We start from the raw sequence: 19,316 nt of genomic DNA on the forward strand, positions 1-19,316 counted from the left end.
TTTGGCCGGGGTGTACTGGTGGGGTGCCGGGCTTCGACGGATTGGCGCAGCCCGGCCGGTCCCGCGCTGTTCCTCGTCGGGCGACCTACTCCTCGGTGGAGGTCGCCTTCAGGGCGAGCCACAGCTCCATGCGCACGTCCGCGTCGTCCAGCGAGCGCCCGAGGATCTCCTCGACGCGCCGCATCCGGTAGCGCAGGGTGTGCCGGTGCACGCCCAGGTCGGCGGCGGCCGCGTCCCACTGACCGTGCCGGGACAGCCAGGCCCGCAGCGAGGCCACCAGGTCGCCCCGGCCGGTCGCGTCGTGCTCGTGCAGGGCCCGCAGCAGCCCGTCGGCGAACGCCCGCACCGCGTCGTCCGCGAGCAGCGGCAGCACGGAACCGGACGCCAGCTGCTCGTGCTCCACGCACACCCGTCCGCGCCGCCGGGCCACCGACAGCGCCTGCTCGGCCTGCTTGTACGCGGCGGCCGCGGCGATCGGCCCGGCGGGCGCCGACAGTCCGACGACCAGTTCGTCCGCGTCGCCGCCCGGCTGGTCCGGTACGGATCGCGCCGCCTCCAGTCCGGCCGCGTACTCGGCGCACGCGGAGACGGCGGCGCCCCCGTCGGTGGCGAGCACGACGAGCCGCCCGGTCTCCGTCTCGGGCACCACCAGCACGGCCTCCCCCGCACGGGCCGCCGCCGACTCGACGACCTCGGTCAGCGCGCCGAGCGGGTCACCGGCGTCGGCGGCGACGACGAGGGCCGCGGCGGACGCCTTGGTCAGCGCCACGCGGGTGCCGGAGTCCACGACCCTGGCCGCCGAGACGGACGCCGCCTCGGCGACGATCACCCGGAACGGCGCGTCCAGCAGGTCGCCGTACAGGCTCCCGGCCACCGCGCGGGCGTGGTCGGGCTGCCCGGCCAGCAGCATGCGCAGGACGGCGGCGCCGACCCGCTGCTCGGCGGCCTGGAGCGAGCGGGACCGCTCGGTGGTGAGGGTCAGCAGGGCGATCGCCGAGTGGACGGCGTACCGCTCGGCCGTGCCCGGCGCGGCCGCGGTGCCCACGGCGAGCGCGGCGCGCGGGCGGCGCCCGGTGCCGAGGGTGTGCAGCTCGACCCGGTCCTCGTTCTCGGGCCCGCCGACCACGGAGGACGCCGGTGCCGGGCGCTCGCGCAGCCGCTCCACGTCCGGGGTGAGCCGGGCCGCCCTCCGCCCGGCCCACTCGGGGGCGGTGGCGACGACGGCGCCGGACGCGTCGTACAGCGCGGCCCAGCCGTCGACCTGGGAGGCCAGCGCGGCCAGCAGTCCCTCGGGGCCGGCGGTCAGCGCCTGCCGGGTCAGTTCCCGCTGGGCGGCGAAGCCCGCGGTCACCGCCCGGTACTGCTCGGCCGCGATGGCCGCCGAGACGGCCTTGCTGATGGCGAGGAAGGGGGTGCGGCGCGGCACCTCCAGCAGCGGCAGGTCCTCCTCCTCGGCGGCGTCGACCAGCGCCTTGGGGATCTCCTCGTAGTTGACGCCGACCGCGAAGCCGAGGCCGACGACTCCGGCCCCGGCCAGCCGCCGGACGTAGCGCCGCATCGCCTCCGGGTCCTCGGCGTCCAGCTGGAGGGCGGTGATCAGCAGCAGCTCGCCGCCCTCCATGTACGGCACGGGGTCGGCGAGCTCGCTGACGTGCGCCCAGCGCACGGGCACGTCCAGGCGGTCCGCGCCCGCCCGCACGGTCAGCTTGAGCGCGGAGTGGTGGACGAGCGAGGCAAGCGTCGGGGGCATGGGGCCTTCACATCGGTGTGATCGGGTGTGATCGCCGGATCTTCGGTGATCCGTGTGATCAATTGGCCGTCATGTATGAACGGCCTGTGCCGATTCTGCCTCACCGTACGGTCGTCGCGCGGCCCGGTGCCCGCATCGCCCGGTCAGCCCCGCAGATCCACCAGCAGCGGCGGGGCGTGCTCGCCCCGGACGCTGGTCACCGACAGCACCGCGTGCCCCGGCGGCACCCCGTGCGCCAGCTCGGAGGCGGACCAGCGCTCCCGCTCGACCTGCCGCACGGTCACCGCCTCGGTGGTGACCGCCTTGCCGGTGACGAGCTTGCGCAGCCGGTGCAGGGCGCGGGTCATCGGCTGGTCGGCGAAGACGGTGTGCTGCGCGACGTCCCGGGTCTCCACCCACTCGGTGCCCCAGGCCTCGGCGAAGCGGCTGCCGTCCCAGGTGGTCACGCCGGACAGCGCCATCCGGCAGCCCACGGCCCCGTACAGCGGCCCGTGCAGAGCCTCCGGCACGTCGGAGACCGTGCGCAGCGCCAGCACGACCCCGGCGTTGCGCGGGCGCAGCCGCTGCACGCGCCGGACGGACTCGGGGGTGACGGTGCCGGTCGCGTCGTCGAGGACGAGCGCGGCGAAGTGGTCGCCGGACCCCTCCTGGACGACCTCGGTGAACTGGGCGAGGACCAGCCGGGCGATCAGCCGGGAGACCTCACCGTGGGTGCGTTCGGGCAGGTCGATCCGGACCCGCAGCGGGTGGTGGGCGACCGCCCGCAGCGAGAAGGGGCGGTGTTCCTCGCCGCCGGCGCCGAGGAAGCCGGCGAAGGCGGGCCGGTCGAGCAGGGCGAGCCGGCCGGCGAGGACCGGGCCGGGGTCGCCGGCGGTGCCGGTCAGCCGGACACGGGCCTCCAGTTCGCGGCGCATCGGCGTGTGGGCCTCGCCGGCCAGCCGCTCGCGCAGATCGGTGAGGGCCCGCTCGTCGCCCTCCAGCAGGTCCCGCAGCACGGGGAGGGTCGGGAAGCGTCCGTGGGCGGCCCGGTAGGGGCCGAGCAGCTGGGCGAGCGTGGTGGTGGCGCGCTCGGCGCCGACGGTGTCGAGGTCGCCGGCGAGCGCCTCGGCGAGGAAGCCGGCGGCCTCGTCGGGGTCGTCGCTGCCCGCGTAGGGGTCGAGGTCGTGGGTCGAGGCGGGGTCGCCGATGCGCACCACGACGTCGTACGAGGTGTCGGGGCCCACCGCGGCGCCCGCGCCGCACACCACGACGACCGCGCAGGTCCCGGTGAGGGCCTGCAGCGCGAGGGACTCGGCCAGCGGGGCGATCACCTGCCGGGTCTTCCCGGACCCGGAGGGCCCGACGACCAGCAGCGAGGTGCCCAGCGTCGCCGGTTCGAGGGCGGCTCCGGCCCCGCCGTACGCGGCCGGGGTGCGCTCGGTGGCGGCCCACCGGCCGATGCGCACCTGCCCGCTGAGCAGGTCGTGCCGCGCGGTGCGGCCGGGCAGGTCGCGGGCGCCGGAGGGGTGCGTGAACGCGGCGGCGCCCTGCCGCAGGACCGTGTCGGTGAAGTCCGCGGAGCGGCCCTGGCTCCGGGCGAGCGCCCAGTGGTGCGCGACGCGGGCGCAGTCCACGTCGGTCATGCGCCCGGCGAGGACCTCGGCGGAGAGGACGTCGGCGGCCTGGTGCTGGCCGGCCTCCCGCAGTTCGGGGAAGCGGGACGGCGGTTCCACGGGGGCGGACTCCGGGTCCTCCCCCTGCGCCGGGCCGCGTGCCGCGAGCCGGTCCCGGGCCAGCGACCACCAGCCGCCCAGCCGGGCGAACGGCCACACCACGAGGGCGGTGACGAGCAGGTGGAGGACGGTCTCCCAGGGGGCCGAGTAGACGTCGTAGGAGTCGCTGAGCAGCACGATCAGGGAGAACAGCGGGCTCACGACGGGCAGCGGGTCCCAGCCGACGCCGGGGAAGGTGGCCGGGTAGACCAGGGTGAGGGCGGCGAGGGCGCCGAAGGCCGCCCACAGGGCGCGGGCCGGCTGGGGCCTGCCGTCCAGGAGGTGCCGGACGACGGCGGGCCAGCTGCCGAGCCGGGCGACGGTGTAGAGGAGCAGGGCGAAGAAGAGGCCGTTGTACACGTCCAGGGCCTCCACGCCCGGGTACTGCAGCGCCTCGCCCTCCAGATGCTTGGGGCGGGCCGTGGTGCCGCCCCACCACCAGTCCTGCGGGGTGAACAGCCGCAGCAGGGTGAACTCGTACGGCAGCGCCCCGCGCCGCCAGAACGACCACACCAGCAGCGCGGCGGCCAGCGGGATCAGCATGCCGACGACGGTCGTGGGGCTGACCCGTTCGGCCTTCGCCGCCTTCGGCGGCCGGTACCCGAAGCGCCAGATGCCGGGGCCGGTCTCGGGACGTGGTTCGTCCAGCCAGTCGGCCACCGGGGCGCCCAGGGCCCGGCCGGGCGGGGCCGACGGCATCGGCGGCAGGGCCGAGCGTGATCGCGGCACGGGGGTCGCGTGGGTGCCCCGTGCTTCCTGCGTGCCGTCGCCGTCCATCGCCGTTGCCCCCTGACCAGCCGTTCCGTGCAACCGTCAGCGAGTCAATCTAGTGCCCGGCACCCGCCAGTCCACCGCTTACGCGGCCGACGCGGCGGACCCGGGCGTTCCGCTCGCCTTCGGGCAGGCGGACCCGCCATGTCCACCACGGACAACCGGCGCCGCGGACAACGCCCACATGGAGCATGCCCACCCCCCGCTCCCCGCCCTAGCCTGCGAGAAAAGAGAAGACAAAACGTCCGCAGAACCCCAGGAGCCCCTCATGAGCGCACTTCCCCAGGAGCGCCGCGTCGTCACCGCCATCCCCGGCCCGAAGTCGCAGGAGCTGCAGGCCCGCCGTACGGCCGCGGTGGCGCAGGGTGTGGGCTCCGTCCTGCCCGTGTTCACCGCGCGCGCGGGCGGCGGCATCATCGAGGACGTCGACGGCAACCGCCTCATCGACTTCGGCTCCGGCATCGCCGTGACCTCCGTCGGCGCCTCCGCCGAGGCCGTCGTGCGCAAGGCGTCCGCGCAGCTCGCCGACTTCACCCACACCTGTTTCATGGTCACGCCGTACGAGGGGTACGTCGCCGTCGCCGAGGCGCTGGCGGAGCTGACGCCGGGTGACCACGCCAAGAAGTCCGCGCTGTTCAACTCGGGCGCCGAGGCCGTCGAGAACGCCGTGAAGATCGCTCGCGCGTACACCAAGCGCCAGGCCGTCGTCGTCTTCGACCACGGCTACCACGGCCGGACCAACCTGACGATGGCGCTGACGGCGAAGAACATGCCGTACAAGCACGGCTTCGGCCCGTTCGCGCCCGAGGTCTACCGGGTGCCCGTGGCCTACGGCTACCGCTGGCCGACCGGTGCCGAGAACGCCGGCCCCGAGGCCGCGCAGCAGGCCATCGACATGATCACCAAGCAGGTCGGCGCCGACAACGTCGCCGCGATCATCATCGAGCCGGTCCTCGGCGAGGGCGGCTTCATCGAGCCCGCCAAGGGCTTCCTGCCGGCGATCGTGAAGTTCGCCAACGACAACGGCATCGTCTTCGTCGCCGACGAGATCCAGTCGGGCTTCTGCCGCACCGGCCAGTGGTTCGCCTGCGAGGACGAGGGCATCGTCCCGGACCTGATCACCACCGCGAAGGGCATCGCGGGCGGTCTGCCGCTCGCCGCCGTGACCGGCCGCGCCGAGATCATGGACGCCGCGCACGCGGGCGGCCTGGGCGGCACCTACGGCGGCAACCCGGTGGCCTGCGCCGGTGCGCTCGGCGCCATCGAGACGATGAAGGAGCTCGACCTCAACGCCAGGGCGAAGGACATCGAGGCCGTCATGAAGGCGCGCCTGACCGCCATGGCCGAGAAGTTCGACGTCATCGGCGACGTCCGGGGCCGCGGCGCCATGATCGCCATCGAGCTGGTCAAGGACCGCGCCACCAAGGAGCCGAACCCGCAGGCCACGGCCGCGCTGGCCAATGCCTGCCACGCCGAGGGCCTGCTGGTCCTGACCTGTGGCACCTACGGCAACGTGCTCCGCTTCCTGCCGCCGCTGGTCATCGGCGAGGACCTGCTGAACGAGGGCCTCGACATCATCGAGCAGGCCTTCGCCCGTATCTGAGGCCCCGCGAAACCACTGGTGGGACCGGTGCACCGGTCCCCCGCGTCGCATCCGCCCCAGCCCTGCCGCGGTCCGCGGTTCCGGGGCTGGGGCGGTCGGCGTCAGAGCGTGTGAAGAAGGTGTGCGAGGTGGATGGCAGGACGCGATTCCGACTGTCCAACACCATCTCCCTGACGTAGGTTCTCCCCAGATGAGAGATACACCCCGCCCGGAGGGGACTCTGGGCGACATCAGGCCGGGGCCTCCCCAGCTTCGACCTGGTCGTGCCCTCGCGCACACAACCGGCGCCTCCGGCTCCGGATCTCCTCACCGATCGGACAGTCGCCCGCCCCAAACCCCCCGGGGCGCGCGGCCACCCGATCCGGACGGCCGCCTCGGAACCACCCCCCCTGTTCCGGGGCGGCCGACCTCCCTCCTTCTCCTTCTCGGGCTTCCCGCCCTGTTCTTCGCGCTCATCACCTGGCAGGTGGTGACGGACGGCCCGCTGGTCGGTCTCGACGAGACCGCCAGTCGGGCCCTCGTGCGTCCCGGCCGCCTCTCCGAACTGCTGGCCGATCTCGGCAACGTCCAGGTCGCCGTGCCGGTCCTCCTGGCCGCCCTCGGCCACGTCACCTGGCGGCACCGCCGCGCGGGTACAGACCACTGGTGGCTGCCCGGCGTCCTGGCCGCCCTGCTGATGGCGCTGGTCCCGTTGCTGGTGATTCCGCTCAAGGTGCTCACCGACCGCCCGGGCACCCCGGCCGTGCCGCCCGCCACCGGGTACTACCCGTCGGGGCACACGGCCACGGCCGCCGTCGCCTACGGGGCCGCGACCCTGCTCCTTCTGCCGCTGCTGCGGTCGGCCGGCGCCCGCCGGGCCCTCCTCGTCCTGTGCGCCGCGCTGAATCTCGGCGTCGGATTCGGGCTGACCCGGCGGGGCTACCACTGGCCGCTGGACGTCCTGGCCAGCTGGTGTCTGGGCACGGTCCTGCTCGGCTCGCTGTGGCTGTTCCTCAGCCGAAGTAGCCGTCGAACGTCCGCTGGAACTCCCAGCCGCCGAACCGGTCCCAGTTGACCGACCAGGTCATCAGGCCGCGCAGCTGGGGCCAGGTGCCGTGGGTCGTGTACGAGCCGCAGTTCGTCCGCTTCGTCAGGCAGTCGAGGGCCTTGGTGACCTCGGCCGGGGACACATGGCCGTTGCCCGCGTTCGGCGTGGCCGGCATGCCGATCGCCACCTGGTCCGGGCGCAGCGGCGGGAAGACGTTGTTCGCGTCGCCCGCCACCGGGAAGCCGGTGAGCAGCATGTCGGTCATCGCGATGTGGAAGTCGGCGCCGCCCATGGAGTGGTACTGGTTGTCCAGGCCCATGATCGGTCCCGAGTTGTAGTCCTGGACGTGCAGCAGCGTCAGGTCGTCGCGCAGGGCGTGGATCACGGGGAGATAGGCGCCGGCGCGCGGGTCCTGGCCGCCCCACCTGCCGGTGCCGTAGTACTGGTACCCGAGCTGGACGAAGAAGGTCTCCGGGGCCATGGTCAGCACGAAGTCGTCTCCGTACTTGGCCTTCAGGGTCTTCAGCGCCGAGATGAGGTTCACGATCACCGGGGTCTTCGGGTTCCGGAAGTCGGTGTCGTCGGCGTTCAGGGAGAGGGAGTGGCCCTCGAAGTCGATGTCGAGGCCGTCGAGGCCGTACTCGTCGATGATCTTCGAGACGGAGGAGACGAAGGTGTCGCGGGCGGCCGCCGTGGTCAGCTGCACCTGGCCGTTCTGGCCGCCGATGGAGATGAGCACCTTCTTGCCGGCCGCCTGCTTGGCCTTGATGGCCGCCTTGAACTCGGTGTCGCTCTCGACGTTCGGGCACTCGGAGACGGGACAGCGCCGGAAGCGGATGTCGCCGGAGGTGACGGAGGTGGGCTCGCCGAAGGCCAGGTCGATGACGTCCCAGCTGTCGGGGACGTCGGCCATGCGGGTGTAGCCGGAGCCGTTGGCGAAGCTCGCGTGGAGGTAGCCGACCAGGGCGTGCGCCGGGAGGCCGGCGTCCCCGCCGCCGGTCGGTTCGGTGGTGGTGGCCGTCACCGTGGCGGAGCGCGCGGACTCACCGGCCTCGTTGAGCGCGGTGACCTGGAAGGCGTACGCGGTCGTGGGTGACAGTCCGGTGACGGTGGCCGACGTCCCGTTCACCGTGCGGACCTTGGCGCCGTCGCGGTAGACGGCGTAGCCCGTGGCGCCGGGGACCGGCGACCAGGTGAGGGCGACGCTGGAGGAGGTGACGGTCCCGGCGGTGAGGCCGGCCGGGGGTGCCGGCGGCTGGGTCGCGTCGCCGCCCGGCCCGATCAGCGAGATGTCGTCGGCCTGGTAGGCGCCGGTGCCGTACCAGCCGTGGGTGTAGAGGGTGACGCGGGTGGTGGAGGGGCCGGTGCGGAAGGTGGTGGTGAGCCGCTGCCAGTCCGGGGCGGACTGGGTCCAGGTGGAGACGTCGGTGGTGCCGGTGCCGTCGGCGCCGAGGTACACGTAGGCGCCGCGGACGTAGCCGGACAGCGTGTACGCGGAGTCCGGCTTCACCGTCACGGTCTGCGCGCAGCGGGCGTTGTCGCTGCCGGCCGGGGTCGCCCGGAGGGCGGAACTCCCGCTGTGCACGGGCGAGTCGACGGCCGTGCCCGCCGTGCAGGTCCAGCCGTCGAGGCCGGACTCGAAGCCACCGTTGCGGACGAGGTCGGCGTCGGCCGCGCGGGCGGCCGACGAGAGCGCGGTGAGGCCGGGCAGGGCCAGTGCCACGGCGGCGAGCAGGGCGAGCGGTCTGGAACGGTCCACAAGTGCCTCCGGGCAAGGGGGAGTTGGAGGAGGGAGCCGCCCCCAACTTGGTCCAGACCAATCCGCCGTGTCAAGGGGTGTCGCGTGTCGCGGCTAGCCTTCCGCCTCCGTGTCCCGGCGGGCGAGCCCTGCCGCCGCCTCGTGCATGGCCAGTTCGAGCAGGGACGGGTCGGTGAGGGTGCCGCCGCCGTCCGGCGGCACCAGCCAGCGCACTCCGCCCGACGCCCGCCCCGGATACGGCACGACGATCCAGGTGCCCGCCCCGGCGGTGCGGATGCCGGTGCCGAGCCAGCGCGCGGCGGTGCCCGGCGGCACGAAGAACCCCATGCGCGCATCGCCGAAGTCGACCAGGACCGGGCCCGGCCGGTCGAGGATGCGGGTGAGCACGTCGAGCGTGGGATAGCCCAGCTCGGCCGGGAGGATGAGCACGTCCCAGGCCCGCCCGGCCGGCAGCAGCGCCACCCCGAGCGGATTGCGCTCCCACTCCCAGCGGCAGCCCTCGGGATCCGGTGCGACCGATGCCAGCCATTCCACCGCCGTCTTGGCCCCTGTCATGACGATGACCTCCCTCTTCGTCGTGGACGCCCGATCGCGTCACGAGGGAGAGGGAGGTCGTCGGCGGGCATTACGCGGTTTCCGCACCCCGTTCGGGTGATGTGGCGCACACCGGGTCGTCGGGCGTCAGCTGTCGAAGCCGAGGCCCAGCCGGTCCATCGTCCGCAGCCACAGGTTGCGCCGCCCTCCGTGCGTGTCCGCACGGGCCAGCGACCACTTGGTGAGCGCGATACCGGTCCAGGCGAACGGCTCCGGCGGGAACGGCAGCGGCTTCCTGCGCACCATCTCCAGCTCCGTGCGCTCGGTGCGCTCCCCCGCCAGCAGGTCCAGCATCACGTCGGCGCCGAACCGGGTCGCGCCCACACCGAGGCCCGTGTAGCCCGCCGCGTAGGCCACCTTGCCCTGGTGGGCGGTGCCGAAGAACGCCGAGAAGCGCGAGCAGGTGTCGATCGCGCCGCCCCAGGCGTGCGTGAAGCGCAGGCCCTCCAGCTGCGGGAAGCAGGTGAAGAAGTGCCCGGCCAGCTTGGCGTACGTCTCCGGGCGGTCGTCGTACTCGGAGCGCACCCGGCCGCCGTACGGGTAGACGGCGTCGTAGCCGCCCCACAGGACGCGGTTGTCGGCGGAGAGCCGGAAGTAGTGGAACTGGTTCGCCGAGTCCCCGAGGCCCTGGCGGTTCTTCCAGCCGATCGACGCGAGCTGGTCCGCGGTGAGGGGCTCGGTCATCAGGGCGTAGTCGTAGACCGGGACGGTGTAGGGGCGGACCCGGCGGACCAGGTTCGGGAAGATGTTGGTGCCGAGCGCGACCCGGCGGGCGCGGATCCGCCCGTAGGGCGTGCGGACGGCCATGCCGGCGCCGTACGGCTTCAGGTCCAGGGCCGGGGTGTGCTCGTGGACGCGGACGCCGAGCTCCTTGCAGGCGCGCTTGAGGCCCCAGACCAGCTTGGCCGGATGGAGCATGGCGACCCCCCGGCGGTCGTGCAGGCCGGCCCGGAAGGTCGGCGAGTCGACCTGCGCCCGCACCGCGTCGGCGTCGAGGAACTCGATGCCCTCGGCCAGGCCCCGGTCGCGCAGTTCGTCGTACCAGGAGCGCAGTTCCTCCGCCTGGTACGCCTCGGTGGCGACGTCGATCTCACCGGTGCGCTCGAAGTCGCAGTCCAGGGAGTACCGGGCGACCGCGCGCTCGATCTCGTCGAGGTTGCGGGCGCCCAGCCGCTCCAACTGGTGGATCTCCCGCGGCCAGCGGGCGAGCCCGTTGGCCGTGCCGTGGGTGAGGGAGGCGGCGCAGAAGCCGCCGTTGCGGCCGGAGGCGGCCCAGCCCACCTCGCGGCCCTCGACCAGGACCACGTCCCGCCCGGGGTCGCGCTCCTTGGCGAGCAGCGCGGTCCACAGCCCGCTGTACCCGCCGCCGACGACCAGCAGGTCGCAGGTCTCGGCGGTCGTGAGGGCGGGCTCGGGGCGGGGGCGGCCGGGGTCGTCCAGCCAGTACGGGACCGGCTGGGCGTCGGAGAGGGACTTCGTCCAGTGACTGCCAGAACTCATGGCGCTCGGGGCCATGATGTCAACTCCCTACAGGGGTCTATGCCTTCTGCTTCTTGCGGCGGTTCCCGACGGCCATGGAGACCAGGACGAGGAGAACGGCGATGACGAACATGGCCGTGCCGATGACATTGATCTGAACGGGCGTTCCGCGCTGTGCCGAGCCCCAGACGAACATCGGGAAGGTGACGGTGGAGCCGGCGTTGAAGTTGGTGATGATGAAGTCGTCGAACGACAGCGCGAAGGCGAGCAGCGCGCCGGCTGCGATGCCCGGCGCCGCGATCGGCAGGGTCACCCGCAGGAACGTCTGCACGGGACCGGCGTAGAGATCCTGCGCGGCCTGCTCCAGGCGCGGGTCCATCGACATCACGCGCGCCTTGACCGCCGTCACGACGAAGCTGAGGCAGAACATGATGTGGGCGATCAGGATCGTCCAGAAGCCCAGCTGCGCGCCCATGTTGAGGAACAGGGTGAGCAGCGAGGCCGCCATGACGACCTCGGGCATCGCCATCGGCAGGAAGATCAGCGAGTTGATCGCCCCGCGCGCCCGGAACCGGTAGCGGACCAGCGCGAAGGCGATCAGCGTGCCGAGGAGGGTGGCGCCGAGGGTCGCCCAGAAGGCGATCTGGAGGCTGACGGACAGCGAGCCGCACAGGCCGGAGACGCCGCACGGGTCGCGCCAGGCGTCCGTGGAGAACTCCTGCCACTCGTAGTTGAAGCGGCCCTTGGGGCGGTTGAAGGAGAACACCGTCACGACGACGTTCGGCAGCAGGAGGTAGGCGAGCGTGACCAGTCCCGCGATGACGACGACGTGCCGCTTGAGCCAGTTGACGACGGCCATCAGACCAGATCCTCCGTTCCGGACCTGCGGATGTAGACGGTCACCATGACGAGGATGGCGGCCATCAGGATGAAGGAGAGGGCCGCGGCCGTCGGGTAGTCCAGGATGCGCAGGAACTGCGACTGGATGACGTTGCCGACCATCCGGGTGTCCGTGGAGCCGAGCAGGTCGGCGTTGACGTAGTCGCCGGTGGCCGGGATGAAGGTCAGCAGGGTGCCGGAGACGACACCGGGCATCGACAGCGGGAAGGTGACCCTGCGGAAGGTGGTGACCGGCCGGGCGTACAGGTCGTTCGCCGCCTCGTGCAGCCGCGGGTCGATCCGCTCCAGCGAGGTGTACAGCGGCAGGATCATGAACGGCAGGAAGTTGTACGTCAGACCGCACACGACCGCGAGCGGGGTGGCCAGCACCCGGTCGCCCTGGGTCATGCCGAGCCAGCTCGTCACGTCGAGGACGTGCAGCGTGTTGAGGGCGTCGACGACCGGGCCGCCGTCGGCGAGGATCGTCTTCCAGGCGAGGGTGCGGATCAGGAAGCTGGTGAAGAACGGCGCGATCACCAGGATCATGATCAGGTTCCGCCAGCGGCCCGCCCGGAACGCGATGAGGTACGCGAGCGGATAACCGAGGAGCAGGCACAGGATCGTCGCGGAACCGGCGTAGAGCACCGACCGCAGGAACTGCGGGTAGTACTCGGACAGGGCGTCCCAGTACGTCGCGAAGTGCCAGGTGACCTTGTAGCCCTCCTCCAGGGAGCCCGTCTGCACGGACGTGGAGGCCTGGTAGACCATCGGCAGCGCGAAGAAGACCAGCAGCCACAGGATGCCGGGGAGCAGCAGCCAGTACGGGACGAGACGGCCGCGCCGGCGCGGCGGCTTCGCCTTCTTCTCGGGGGCGGCGGGGGTGAGAGGCGGGGGCGCCTCGGTGAGGGTCGCCATCAGACCGCCGCCTCTTCCTCGGTGCCGGCGTCGATGTCCTGGGTGGCGTCGAGCCCGAAGGTGTGCGCCGGGTTCCAGTGCAGGACGACCTCGGCGCCGGGCACGAGCCGCGGGTCGCGGTCGATGTTCTGGGCGTAGACCTCGAACTCGGGGCAGACGGGGCTGTCGACGACGTACTGCGTGGAGACGCCGATGAAGGAGGAGTCGGCGATCCGGCCGGTGATGCGGTTGCGTCCCTCGGGTATCTCGCCGGCCTCGTCGGCGTGGGTGACGGAGATCTTCTCGGGGCGCACGCCGACCAGCACCTTGCCGCCGGTCGCCGTCGGCGCGGAGCAGCGGGCCTCGGGGAGGACCAGCTTGCCGCCGCCGGCCTTGAGGACCAGGCCGTCGCCGGCGCGGGAGTCGATCTCGGCCTCGATGAAGTTGGAGGAGCCGAGGAAGTTGGCGACGAAGGTGGTGCGGGGGTTCTCGTACAGGTCGGCCGGGGAGCCCAGCTGCTCGACGCGTCCGGCGTTCATCACGGCGACCTGGTCGGCCATGGTCATGGCCTCCTCCTGGTCGTGCGTGACGTGCACGAAGGTGATGCCGACCTCGGTCTGGATGCGCTTGAGCTCCAGCTGCATCTGACGGCGCAGCTTCAGGTCGAGGGCGCCGAGGGGCTCGTCGAGGAGGAGCACCTTGGGGTGGTTGATCAGGGCCCGGGCGACGGCCACGCGCTGCTGCTGGCCGCCGGAGAGCTGGTGCGGCTTCTTGCGGGCCTGCTCGCCGAGCTGCACGAGGTCGAGCATCTCGTCGACCTGCTTCTTCACGCTCTTGATGCCGCGCCTGCGTAGACCGAAGGCGACGTTCTCGAAGATGTCGAGGTGCGGGAAGAGGGCGTAGGACTGGAAGACCGTGTTCACCGGCCGCTTGTACGGCGGGAGGGCGGTCACGTCCTGGTCGCCGAGGTGGACGGTGCCCGCGGAGGGCTCCTCCAGGCCGGCGATCATGCGCAGGGTGGTGGTCTTGCCGCAGCCCGAGGCGCCGAGCAGGGCGAAGAAGGAGCCCTCGGGCACGGTCAGGTCGAGCGGGTGGACGGCCGTGAAGGAGCCGTAGGTCTTGCTGATGCCGGAGAGGCGGACGTCGCCGCCGTGCGCGGCGGCCGTGGTGGTGTCCTTGGTGGTCTTCATCTCGTCACGCCCCAGTGAGCTTCGCGAACTTGCCTTCGAACTCCGTGTCTTCCTTGCTGCTGAGCGAGCGGAAGGCACGGGACTTGGCCTGCATGGCCTTGTCGGGGAGGATCAGCGGGTTGTTCGCCGCGTCCTCATCGAGCTTCGCGAGCTCGTCCTTGACCCCGTCGACGGGACAGACGAAGTTGATGTACGCGGCGAGCTCGGCGGCCGGCCGCGGCTCGAAGTAGTAGTCGATCAGCCGTTCCGCGTTCGTCTTGTGCCGCGCCTTGTTGGGGATCAGCATGTTGTCGCTGGAGAGCATGTAGCCGCTGTCCGGGATGACGAAGTCGATGTCCGGGTTGTCGGCCTTCAGCTGGACGACGTCACCGGCCCAGGCGACACAGGCGGCGAGGTCGCCCTTGCTCAGGTCCGAGGTGTAGTCGTTGCCGGTGAAGCGGCGGATCTGGCCCTTGTCGACGCACTTCTGGAGCCGGGCGAGCGCGGCGTCGTAGTCGTCGGCGGTGAAGCCGCGCGGGTCCTTGTCCATGTCGAGCAGCGCCATGCCCATGGTGTCGCGCATCTCGGTGAGCAGCCCGACCCGGCCCTTGAGCTTCGGGTTGTCGAGCATGTCGGACAGGCTCTTCACCTCGACGCCGTCGAGCGCCTTCTTGTTGTAGGCGATGACGGTCGCGATGCCCTGCCAGGGGTAGGAGTAGGCGCGGCCCGGGTCCCAGTCGGGGCTGCGGTACGACGACGCCACGTTGGCGAAGGCGTGCGGCAGGTTGGACGCGTCCAGCTTCTGCACCCAGCCGAGGCGGATCAGGCGGGCGGCCAGCCAGTCGGTGAGGACGATGATGTCGCGGCCGGTGTCCTGGCCCGCGGCGAGCTGCGGCTTGATCTTGCCGAAGAACTCGGTGTTGTCGTTGATGTCCTCGGTGTACTTCACCTTGATGCCGGTGCGTTTCGTGAACGCGTCCAGCGTCGGGTGTTCGCGCCCGCTGTCGTCGGTGTCCATGTACTCGGTCCAGTTGGAGAAGCTGACGGTCTTCTCCTTCGCCGAGTGGTCCTCGGCCGAGACGCCGCCCTCGGTGTCGCCGGCCGCGGGGATGCCGCAGCCGGTCAGTGCCCCGAGTCCGCCGACCGCGAGCGCGCCGCCCGCGGAGGCGCGCAGCAGGCTGCGGCGGGTCATGGCGGCCCGGCCGTTGCTCAGGCTGCGCCGCATGGCGGCCAGTTGCGGCGGGGAGAGGCGGTCGGGCTCGTACTGCTCCATGCGCGTGGTGCCCTTTCGGGAGGTGGCCGCGGGTCGGGCGGCCTGGCTGCTATCGGTCCCCGAAGACGGTGCGGTGCCAGTCCTTCGCGGCGACCGCGGTGTTGTCGAACATGACGTGCTTGATCTGGGTGTACTCCTCGAAGGAGTACGCGGACATGTCCTTGCCGAAGCCGGACGCCTTGTAGCCGCCGTGCGGCATCTCGCTGATGATCGGGATGTGGTCGTTCACCCACACGCAGCCCGCCTTGATCTCGCGGGTGGCGCGGTTGGCCCGGTAGACGTCACGGCTCCAGGCGGAGGCGGCGAGGCCGTACGGGGTGTCGTTGGCCAGCGCGATGCCCTCGTCGTCCGTGTCGAAGGGGAGGACGACCAGCACCGGCCCGAAGATCTCGGACTGCACGACCTCGCTGTCCTGCGGGGCGTCGGCGACGAGGGTGGGGCGATAGTACGCGCCGTTTCCGAGCTCCCCCTGTGGGGCCTCGCCGCCGGTGACGACGCGCGCGTAGCCGCGCGCCCGGTCGACGAACCCGGCCACCCGGTCGCGCTGGGTGTGCGAGATCAGCGGGCCGAGGTCGGTGCCGGGGGCGAAGGGGTCGCCGAGGCGGACGCTCTCCATCAGCGCGGCGGTGCGCTCGACGAACGCCTCGTACAGGGGGCGCTGCACATACGCGCGGGTGGCGGCCGTGCAGTCCTGCCCGGTGTTGATGAGCGAGCCCGCGACGGCGCCGTGCGCTGCGGCCTCGAGGTCGGCGTCGTCGAAGACGAGGAAGGGGGCCTTGCCGCCGAGCTCCAGGTGGATCCGCTTGACGGTGGCGGTGGCGATCTCGGCGACGCGCCGGCCGACGGCGGTGGACCCGGTGAAGGAGGTCATGGCGACGTCGGGGTGCCCGACCAGGTGCTCGCCGGCCTCCTTGCCGGTGCCGGTGACGATGTTGATCACACCGTCGGGGATGCCGGCGTCGGTGGCGGCCCGCGCGAACAGCAGGGAGGTGAGCGGGGTCAGCTCGGCCGGCTTGAGGACGATCGTGTTGCCCGCCGCGATCGCGGGGAGGATCTTCCAGGCGGCCATCTGCAGCGGGTAGTTCCAGGGGGCGATCGAGCCGACGACACCGATGGGCTCACGCCGGACGTACGAGGTGTGGTCGCCGGAGTACTCCCCCGCCGACTGGCCCTGGAGGTGGCGGGCGGCGCCCGCGAAGAAGGCGGTGTTGTCGATCGTGCCCGGCACGTCGAACTCACGGGTGAGCTTCAGCGGCTTGCCGCACTGGAGGGACTCCGCGCGGGCGAAGTCCTCGGCGCGCTCGGCGAGGACGGCGGCGAAGCGGTGCAGGGCGTCGGACCGCTCGGCCGGGGTGGCACCCGACCAGCCGGGGAAGGCGGCGCGTGCCGCGGCTACGGCGGCGTCGACGTCGTCGGTTCCGGCCAGGTCGTAGGTGTACACCTCCTCGCCCGTGGCGGGGTCGACCACGGCGTGGGTGCGCCCCGAGGTCCCCTTCGTCAACCGGCCCGCGATGAACTGGGCGCCGTCGGCGAAGCGGTCCTGGGCCGGGAATCGTTCCGGGGTCGGGTTGCCCGGGTTGTGCATGTCGCTCCCTCCGTGCCCCGGAGTGGGGCCGGCGTGGCTCAGGCTCGATTTGAGTGCCGATCCTGACAGAGCGGGTGGACTCCAACAAGTGATTCCGTTGTTGCCATTTGGTTACGCGACGGAATCTGTCGACCAGGTGTCGAGTCGGCACGGAAAACCGAGGACGGGTTGTCGGTGGTGCGTGCCAGACTCGGGCCCATGGCGAAGATCGATTCTTGGGATGTCCTGAAACAGGAGGTCCGCTCGGGGGCGAGGGTCAAGTATCTCCACTTCTGGGGACACCGCCCGCTCCCGGACGGACGTGTCGGAGCGAGCTGTCTCAGCCAGTGGTGGCCGTCGCCGTTCACGGTGGACGGCGTGCGGTACGCGACGGCCGAGCACTGGATGATGGCCGGCAAGGCCCGGCTCTTCGGGGACACGGAGGCGGAGCGGCGGGCGTTGGCCGCGGAGCACCCGGGCGAGGCGAAGAAGGCCGGCCGGCTGGTGCGCGGGTTCGACGACGCGGTGTGGGCGCGTGAGCGGTTCCGCGTCGTCGTCGAGGGCTCCGTGCACAAGTTCGCCGCGTACCCCGATCTGCGCGCCTTCCTGCTCGGCACTGGCGACCGGGTCCTGGTGGAGGCCAGCCCGCTGGACCGCGTGTGGGGCATAGGACTGGCCGCGACCGACCAGGGCGCCTCCGACCCGCAGCGCTGGAAGGGCCCGAACCTGCTCGGGTTCGCCCTGATGGAGGCACGGGAGCGGCTGCGGGGCTCCGCCGACACCGCGTAGAGGGGCCCGCCTCGCGGCGCCGGGTGGCTACAGGTTCGCGAAGACCGTGATCGCCAGGATGCCCACGCCGAGGACGATGCCCGCGACCCCGCAGATGATCCCGGCGAGCGCCTGCCCCGGGTTCGTGGCCTCGCCGCGCCGCGCCTTGCCGCGCCCGATCGCACCGAAGATCAGCGCCAGCACACCCAGGATGATGGCGATCGGCCACAGGCAGAAGATCACCGCCGAGACGATGCCGAGCACCAGTCCGGTCGTCCCCATGCCGTTGCTGGGCAGGGGGTGGTGCATCCCGGGCCAGCCGTAGGAGTAGCCGCCGGGTGCGTGGGCGCCGCCCGGATAACCGGGGGTGCCGGGATGCCCGGGGGTGCCCGGATAGCCGTACGGCACCTGGCCGGGCCCCTCGGGGCCGATGGGCGGCGGCGGGACGGGCTCGCCGTACGAGCCGTAGGGGCCCGTGTCCGCCGGGGGTGCGAACGGGTCGGCGGCGGGGCCCGGTGCCGCGGGGTGCGCCCAGGGCGTCGCGCCCGGCTGCCCGGGGCCGCCCGGCGTGGGCAGGGCGGCCATCGTCCGCTGGTCGTGGACGGTGGGACCGGCCCAGGCCGGCGGCTCGTTCGCGGCGACGGTGTGCCCGGGTCCGTCCGGCGCGGGCGGCGCCCACGGGTCCCGCTCGTCCGTGGCGGGCGCGGCGGGGCTCGGTGTCTTCTCCAGCGAGGTCCTCGGAGCCGCGGCCCCGTCCTCGGGCGCCCCGGGGCCTTCCGGCGCCCCCGGCGGCTGCGTGTCGTCGGACATGCGCGGACCCCCTCAGTCGTACGTGCCGTCATGCTAAGGCCCGGGCCTGCCGGTCACGGCCCCGGCCTACGATGATCCCGAGTCACCGATCAGCCGATCACCCGCGTCGCGCCGCCGGCACCCCGGCCGCGCGGACGCCGTTCCGGGGAGGAACCTTGACCGACCATCTCGTCGACGCCCACGCTCCGCGCGATCTGCACGCGTTCATCGCCGGGCTGCCGAAGGCCGAACTGCACGTCCACCACGTCGGCTCCGCCTCCCCCCGCATCGTCGCGGAACTCGCCGCCCGGCACCCCGACTCCCGGGTGCCCACCGATCCCGAGGCGCTGGTCGACTACTTCACGTTCACCGACTTCGCCCACTTCATCGACGTGTACCTGTCCGTCGTGGACCTCATCCGCACCCCCGAGGACGTGCGGCTGCTGACCTACGAGGTGGCCCGCGACCTGGCCCGGCAGCAGGTGCGCTACGCCGAGCTGACGATCACGCCGTTCTCCTCCACCCGGCGCGGCATCGACGAGCGGGCCTTCATGGAGGCCATCGAGGACGCCCGCAAGGAGGCCGAGGCCGAGTTCGGGACCGTGCTGCGCTGGTGCTTCGACATCCCCGGCGAGGCCGGACTGGAGTCCGCGGAGGAGACCGCGCGGCTCGCGACCGACGACCGGCTGCGCCCCGAGGGCCTGGTCTCCTTCGGGCTCGGCGGCCCGGAGATCGGCGTGCCGAGGCCGCAGTTCAAGCCGTACTTCGACCGGGCGATCGCGGCCGGGCTGCACTCCGTGCCGCACGCCGGGGAGACCACCGGCCCGCAGACGATCTGGGACGCGCTCACCGAGCTGCGCGCCGAGCGCATCGGGCACGGCACGAGCGCCGCGCAGGACCCGAAGCTGCTCGCGCACCTCGCCGAGCACCGGATCCCGCTGGAGGTGTGCCCGACGTCCAACATCGCCACGCGCGCGGTGCGCACGATCGAGGAGCACCCGCTGGCGCGGTTCGTGGAGGCGGGGGTGCTCGTCACCGTCAACTCCGACGACCCGCCGATGTTCGGCACGGACCTCGACAACGAGTACGCCGTCGCCGCCCGTCTCCTCGGCCTCGACGAGCGAGGGCTGGCCGACCTGGCGAAGAACGCCGTGACCGCGTCGTTCCTGGACGAGGCGGGCAAGGCCCGGATCGCCGCGGAGATCGACACCTACACGGCCGGGTGGCTCGCGCCCTGAGCGGCCAC

15 protein-coding genes are annotated in these 19,316 nt (G+C 72.4%); 4 read left to right on the top strand and 11 right to left on the bottom strand.

The features are described 5' to 3' along the window. Positions 1–85: 85 nt before the first annotated feature. Together ACFV46_RS09960 and ACFV46_RS09965 are read right to left on the bottom strand one after the other, a co-directional pair. Positions 86–1,750 (bottom strand): PucR family transcriptional regulator, encoded by a 1,665-nt coding sequence (locus tag ACFV46_RS09960; protein WP_361927157.1) that lies wholly within the window; start codon positions 1,748–1,750, stop codon positions 86–88. 143 nt (positions 1,751–1,893) lie between these two features. Next, positions 1,894–4,278 (bottom strand): ATP/GTP-binding protein, encoded by a 2,385-nt coding sequence (locus ACFV46_RS09965; RefSeq protein WP_385497706.1) that lies wholly within the window; start codon positions 4,276–4,278, stop codon positions 1,894–1,896. Between the two features lie 262 nt (positions 4,279–4,540). Between ACFV46_RS09965 and gabT the strand changes: the two genes are divergently transcribed. Next, positions 4,541–5,875: a 4-aminobutyrate--2-oxoglutarate transaminase gene (gabT, locus tag ACFV46_RS09970; RefSeq protein ID WP_385497707.1), complete on the top strand. Its 1,335-nt coding sequence runs from the start codon at positions 4,541–4,543 to the stop codon at positions 5,873–5,875. A 190-nt stretch (positions 5,876–6,065) separates the two neighbouring features. After that, positions 6,066–6,929 (top strand): phosphatase PAP2 family protein, encoded by an 864-nt coding sequence (locus tag ACFV46_RS09975; RefSeq protein ID WP_385497708.1) that lies wholly within the window; start codon positions 6,066–6,068, stop codon positions 6,927–6,929. Here ACFV46_RS09975 and ACFV46_RS09980 read toward each other — a convergent pair. The 8 genes from ACFV46_RS09980 to ACFV46_RS10015 all read right to left on the bottom strand — a co-directional run bounded on the left by ACFV46_RS09980 (position 6,868) and on the right by ACFV46_RS10015 (position 16,534). Next, positions 6,868–8,661 (bottom strand): chitinase, encoded by a 1,794-nt coding sequence (locus ACFV46_RS09980; RefSeq protein ID WP_376727341.1) that lies wholly within the window; start codon positions 8,659–8,661, stop codon positions 6,868–6,870. The two genes, ACFV46_RS09975 and ACFV46_RS09980, sit on opposite strands and share 62 nt — an antisense overlap. 93 nt (positions 8,662–8,754) lie before the next feature. After that, positions 8,755–9,216 (bottom strand): hypothetical protein, encoded by a 462-nt coding sequence (locus ACFV46_RS09985; protein ID WP_361927143.1) that lies wholly within the window; start codon positions 9,214–9,216, stop codon positions 8,755–8,757. 126 nt (positions 9,217–9,342) lie between these two features. Continuing rightward, the gene (locus tag ACFV46_RS09990) at positions 9,343–10,770 is read right to left on the bottom strand and encodes an NAD(P)/FAD-dependent oxidoreductase (protein ID WP_376727342.1); all 1,428 of its coding nucleotides are present in this window, start codon (positions 10,768–10,770) and stop codon (positions 9,343–9,345) included. 22 nt (positions 10,771–10,792) lie between these two features. After that, positions 10,793–11,593: an ABC transporter permease gene (locus ACFV46_RS09995; RefSeq protein WP_361927137.1), complete on the bottom strand. Its 801-nt coding sequence runs from the start codon at positions 11,591–11,593 to the stop codon at positions 10,793–10,795. Continuing rightward, positions 11,593–12,528 (bottom strand): ABC transporter permease, encoded by a 936-nt coding sequence (locus ACFV46_RS10000; RefSeq protein ID WP_283285724.1) that lies wholly within the window; start codon positions 12,526–12,528, stop codon positions 11,593–11,595. The genes ACFV46_RS09995 and ACFV46_RS10000 overlap by 1 nt, the downstream gene beginning before the upstream one ends. After that, positions 12,528–13,697, bottom strand: coding sequence for an ABC transporter ATP-binding protein (locus tag ACFV46_RS10005; protein ID WP_361927132.1), 1,170 nt, complete (start codon positions 13,695–13,697; stop codon positions 12,528–12,530). Before ACFV46_RS10005 ends, ACFV46_RS10000 begins: the two co-directional genes overlap by 1 nt. Before the next feature lie 4 nt (positions 13,698–13,701). Continuing rightward, positions 13,702–14,949 (bottom strand): spermidine/putrescine ABC transporter substrate-binding protein, encoded by a 1,248-nt coding sequence (locus tag ACFV46_RS10010; protein WP_385497710.1) that lies wholly within the window; start codon positions 14,947–14,949, stop codon positions 13,702–13,704. A gap of 49 nt (positions 14,950–14,998) precedes the next feature. Next, a complete protein-coding gene (locus ACFV46_RS10015; protein ID WP_361927126.1) occupies positions 14,999–16,534 on the bottom strand; it encodes a gamma-aminobutyraldehyde dehydrogenase in 1,536 nt (511 codons plus the stop codon). A gap of 198 nt (positions 16,535–16,732) precedes the next feature. Between ACFV46_RS10015 and ACFV46_RS10020 the strand changes: the two genes are divergently transcribed. Next, positions 16,733–17,302 (top strand): NADAR family protein, encoded by a 570-nt coding sequence (locus ACFV46_RS10020; protein ID WP_385497711.1) that lies wholly within the window; start codon positions 16,733–16,735, stop codon positions 17,300–17,302. A 27-nt stretch (positions 17,303–17,329) separates the two neighbouring features. Here the strand turns inward: ACFV46_RS10020 and ACFV46_RS10025 are convergent, their stop codons facing one another. Beyond that, positions 17,330–18,091, bottom strand: a complete 762-nt coding sequence (locus ACFV46_RS10025; protein ID WP_385497712.1) for a DUF4190 domain-containing protein — start codon at positions 18,089–18,091, stop codon at positions 17,330–17,332. 155 nt (positions 18,092–18,246) lie between these two features. Here ACFV46_RS10025 and ACFV46_RS10030 point away from each other — a divergent pair, with 155 nt between their 5' ends. Further along, entirely contained in the window at positions 18,247–19,308 is a 1,062-nt protein-coding gene (locus ACFV46_RS10030) for an adenosine deaminase (RefSeq protein WP_361927118.1), read from the top strand. Positions 19,309–19,316: the final 8 nt, after the last annotated feature.

The organism is Streptomyces sp. NPDC059852 (genome assembly GCF_042731455.1).
GTDB lineage: Bacteria > Actinomycetota > Actinomycetes > Streptomycetales > Streptomycetaceae > Streptomyces.

What these genes read in the sequence shown, in the direction of transcription:
- ACFV46_RS09965 (WP_385497706.1), bottom strand. Translation starts at nt 4,278, where the DNA reads ATGGACGGCGACGGCACGCAGGAAGCACGGGGCACCCACGCGACCCCC.
- ACFV46_RS10020 (WP_385497711.1), top strand. Translation starts at nt 16,733, where the DNA reads ATGGCGAAGATCGATTCTTGGGATGTCCTGAAACAGGAGGTCCGCTCG.
- ACFV46_RS09975 (WP_385497708.1), top strand. Translation starts at nt 6,066, where the DNA reads ATGAGAGATACACCCCGCCCGGAGGGGACTCTGGGCGACATCAGGCCG.
- ACFV46_RS09985 (WP_361927143.1), bottom strand. Translation starts at nt 9,216, where the DNA reads ATGACAGGGGCCAAGACGGCGGTGGAATGGCTGGCATCGGTCGCACCG.
- ACFV46_RS10025 (WP_385497712.1), bottom strand. Translation starts at nt 18,091, where the DNA reads ATGTCCGACGACACGCAGCCGCCGGGGGCGCCGGAAGGCCCCGGGGCG.
- ACFV46_RS09960 (WP_361927157.1), bottom strand. Translation starts at nt 1,750, where the DNA reads ATGCCCCCGACGCTTGCCTCGCTCGTCCACCACTCCGCGCTCAAGCTG.
- ACFV46_RS09995 (WP_361927137.1), bottom strand. Translation starts at nt 11,593, where the DNA reads ATGGCCGTCGTCAACTGGCTCAAGCGGCACGTCGTCGTCATCGCGGGA.
- ACFV46_RS10015 (WP_361927126.1), bottom strand. Translation starts at nt 16,534, where the DNA reads ATGCACAACCCGGGCAACCCGACCCCGGAACGATTCCCGGCCCAGGAC.
- gabT (WP_385497707.1), top strand. Translation starts at nt 4,541, where the DNA reads ATGAGCGCACTTCCCCAGGAGCGCCGCGTCGTCACCGCCATCCCCGGC.
- ACFV46_RS09990 (WP_376727342.1), bottom strand. Translation starts at nt 10,770, where the DNA reads ATGGCCCCGAGCGCCATGAGTTCTGGCAGTCACTGGACGAAGTCCCTC.
- ACFV46_RS10010 (WP_385497710.1), bottom strand. Translation starts at nt 14,949, where the DNA reads ATGGAGCAGTACGAGCCCGACCGCCTCTCCCCGCCGCAACTGGCCGCC.
- ACFV46_RS10000 (WP_283285724.1), bottom strand. Translation starts at nt 12,528, where the DNA reads ATGGCGACCCTCACCGAGGCGCCCCCGCCTCTCACCCCCGCCGCCCCC.
- ACFV46_RS10005 (WP_361927132.1), bottom strand. Translation starts at nt 13,697, where the DNA reads ATGAAGACCACCAAGGACACCACCACGGCCGCCGCGCACGGCGGCGAC.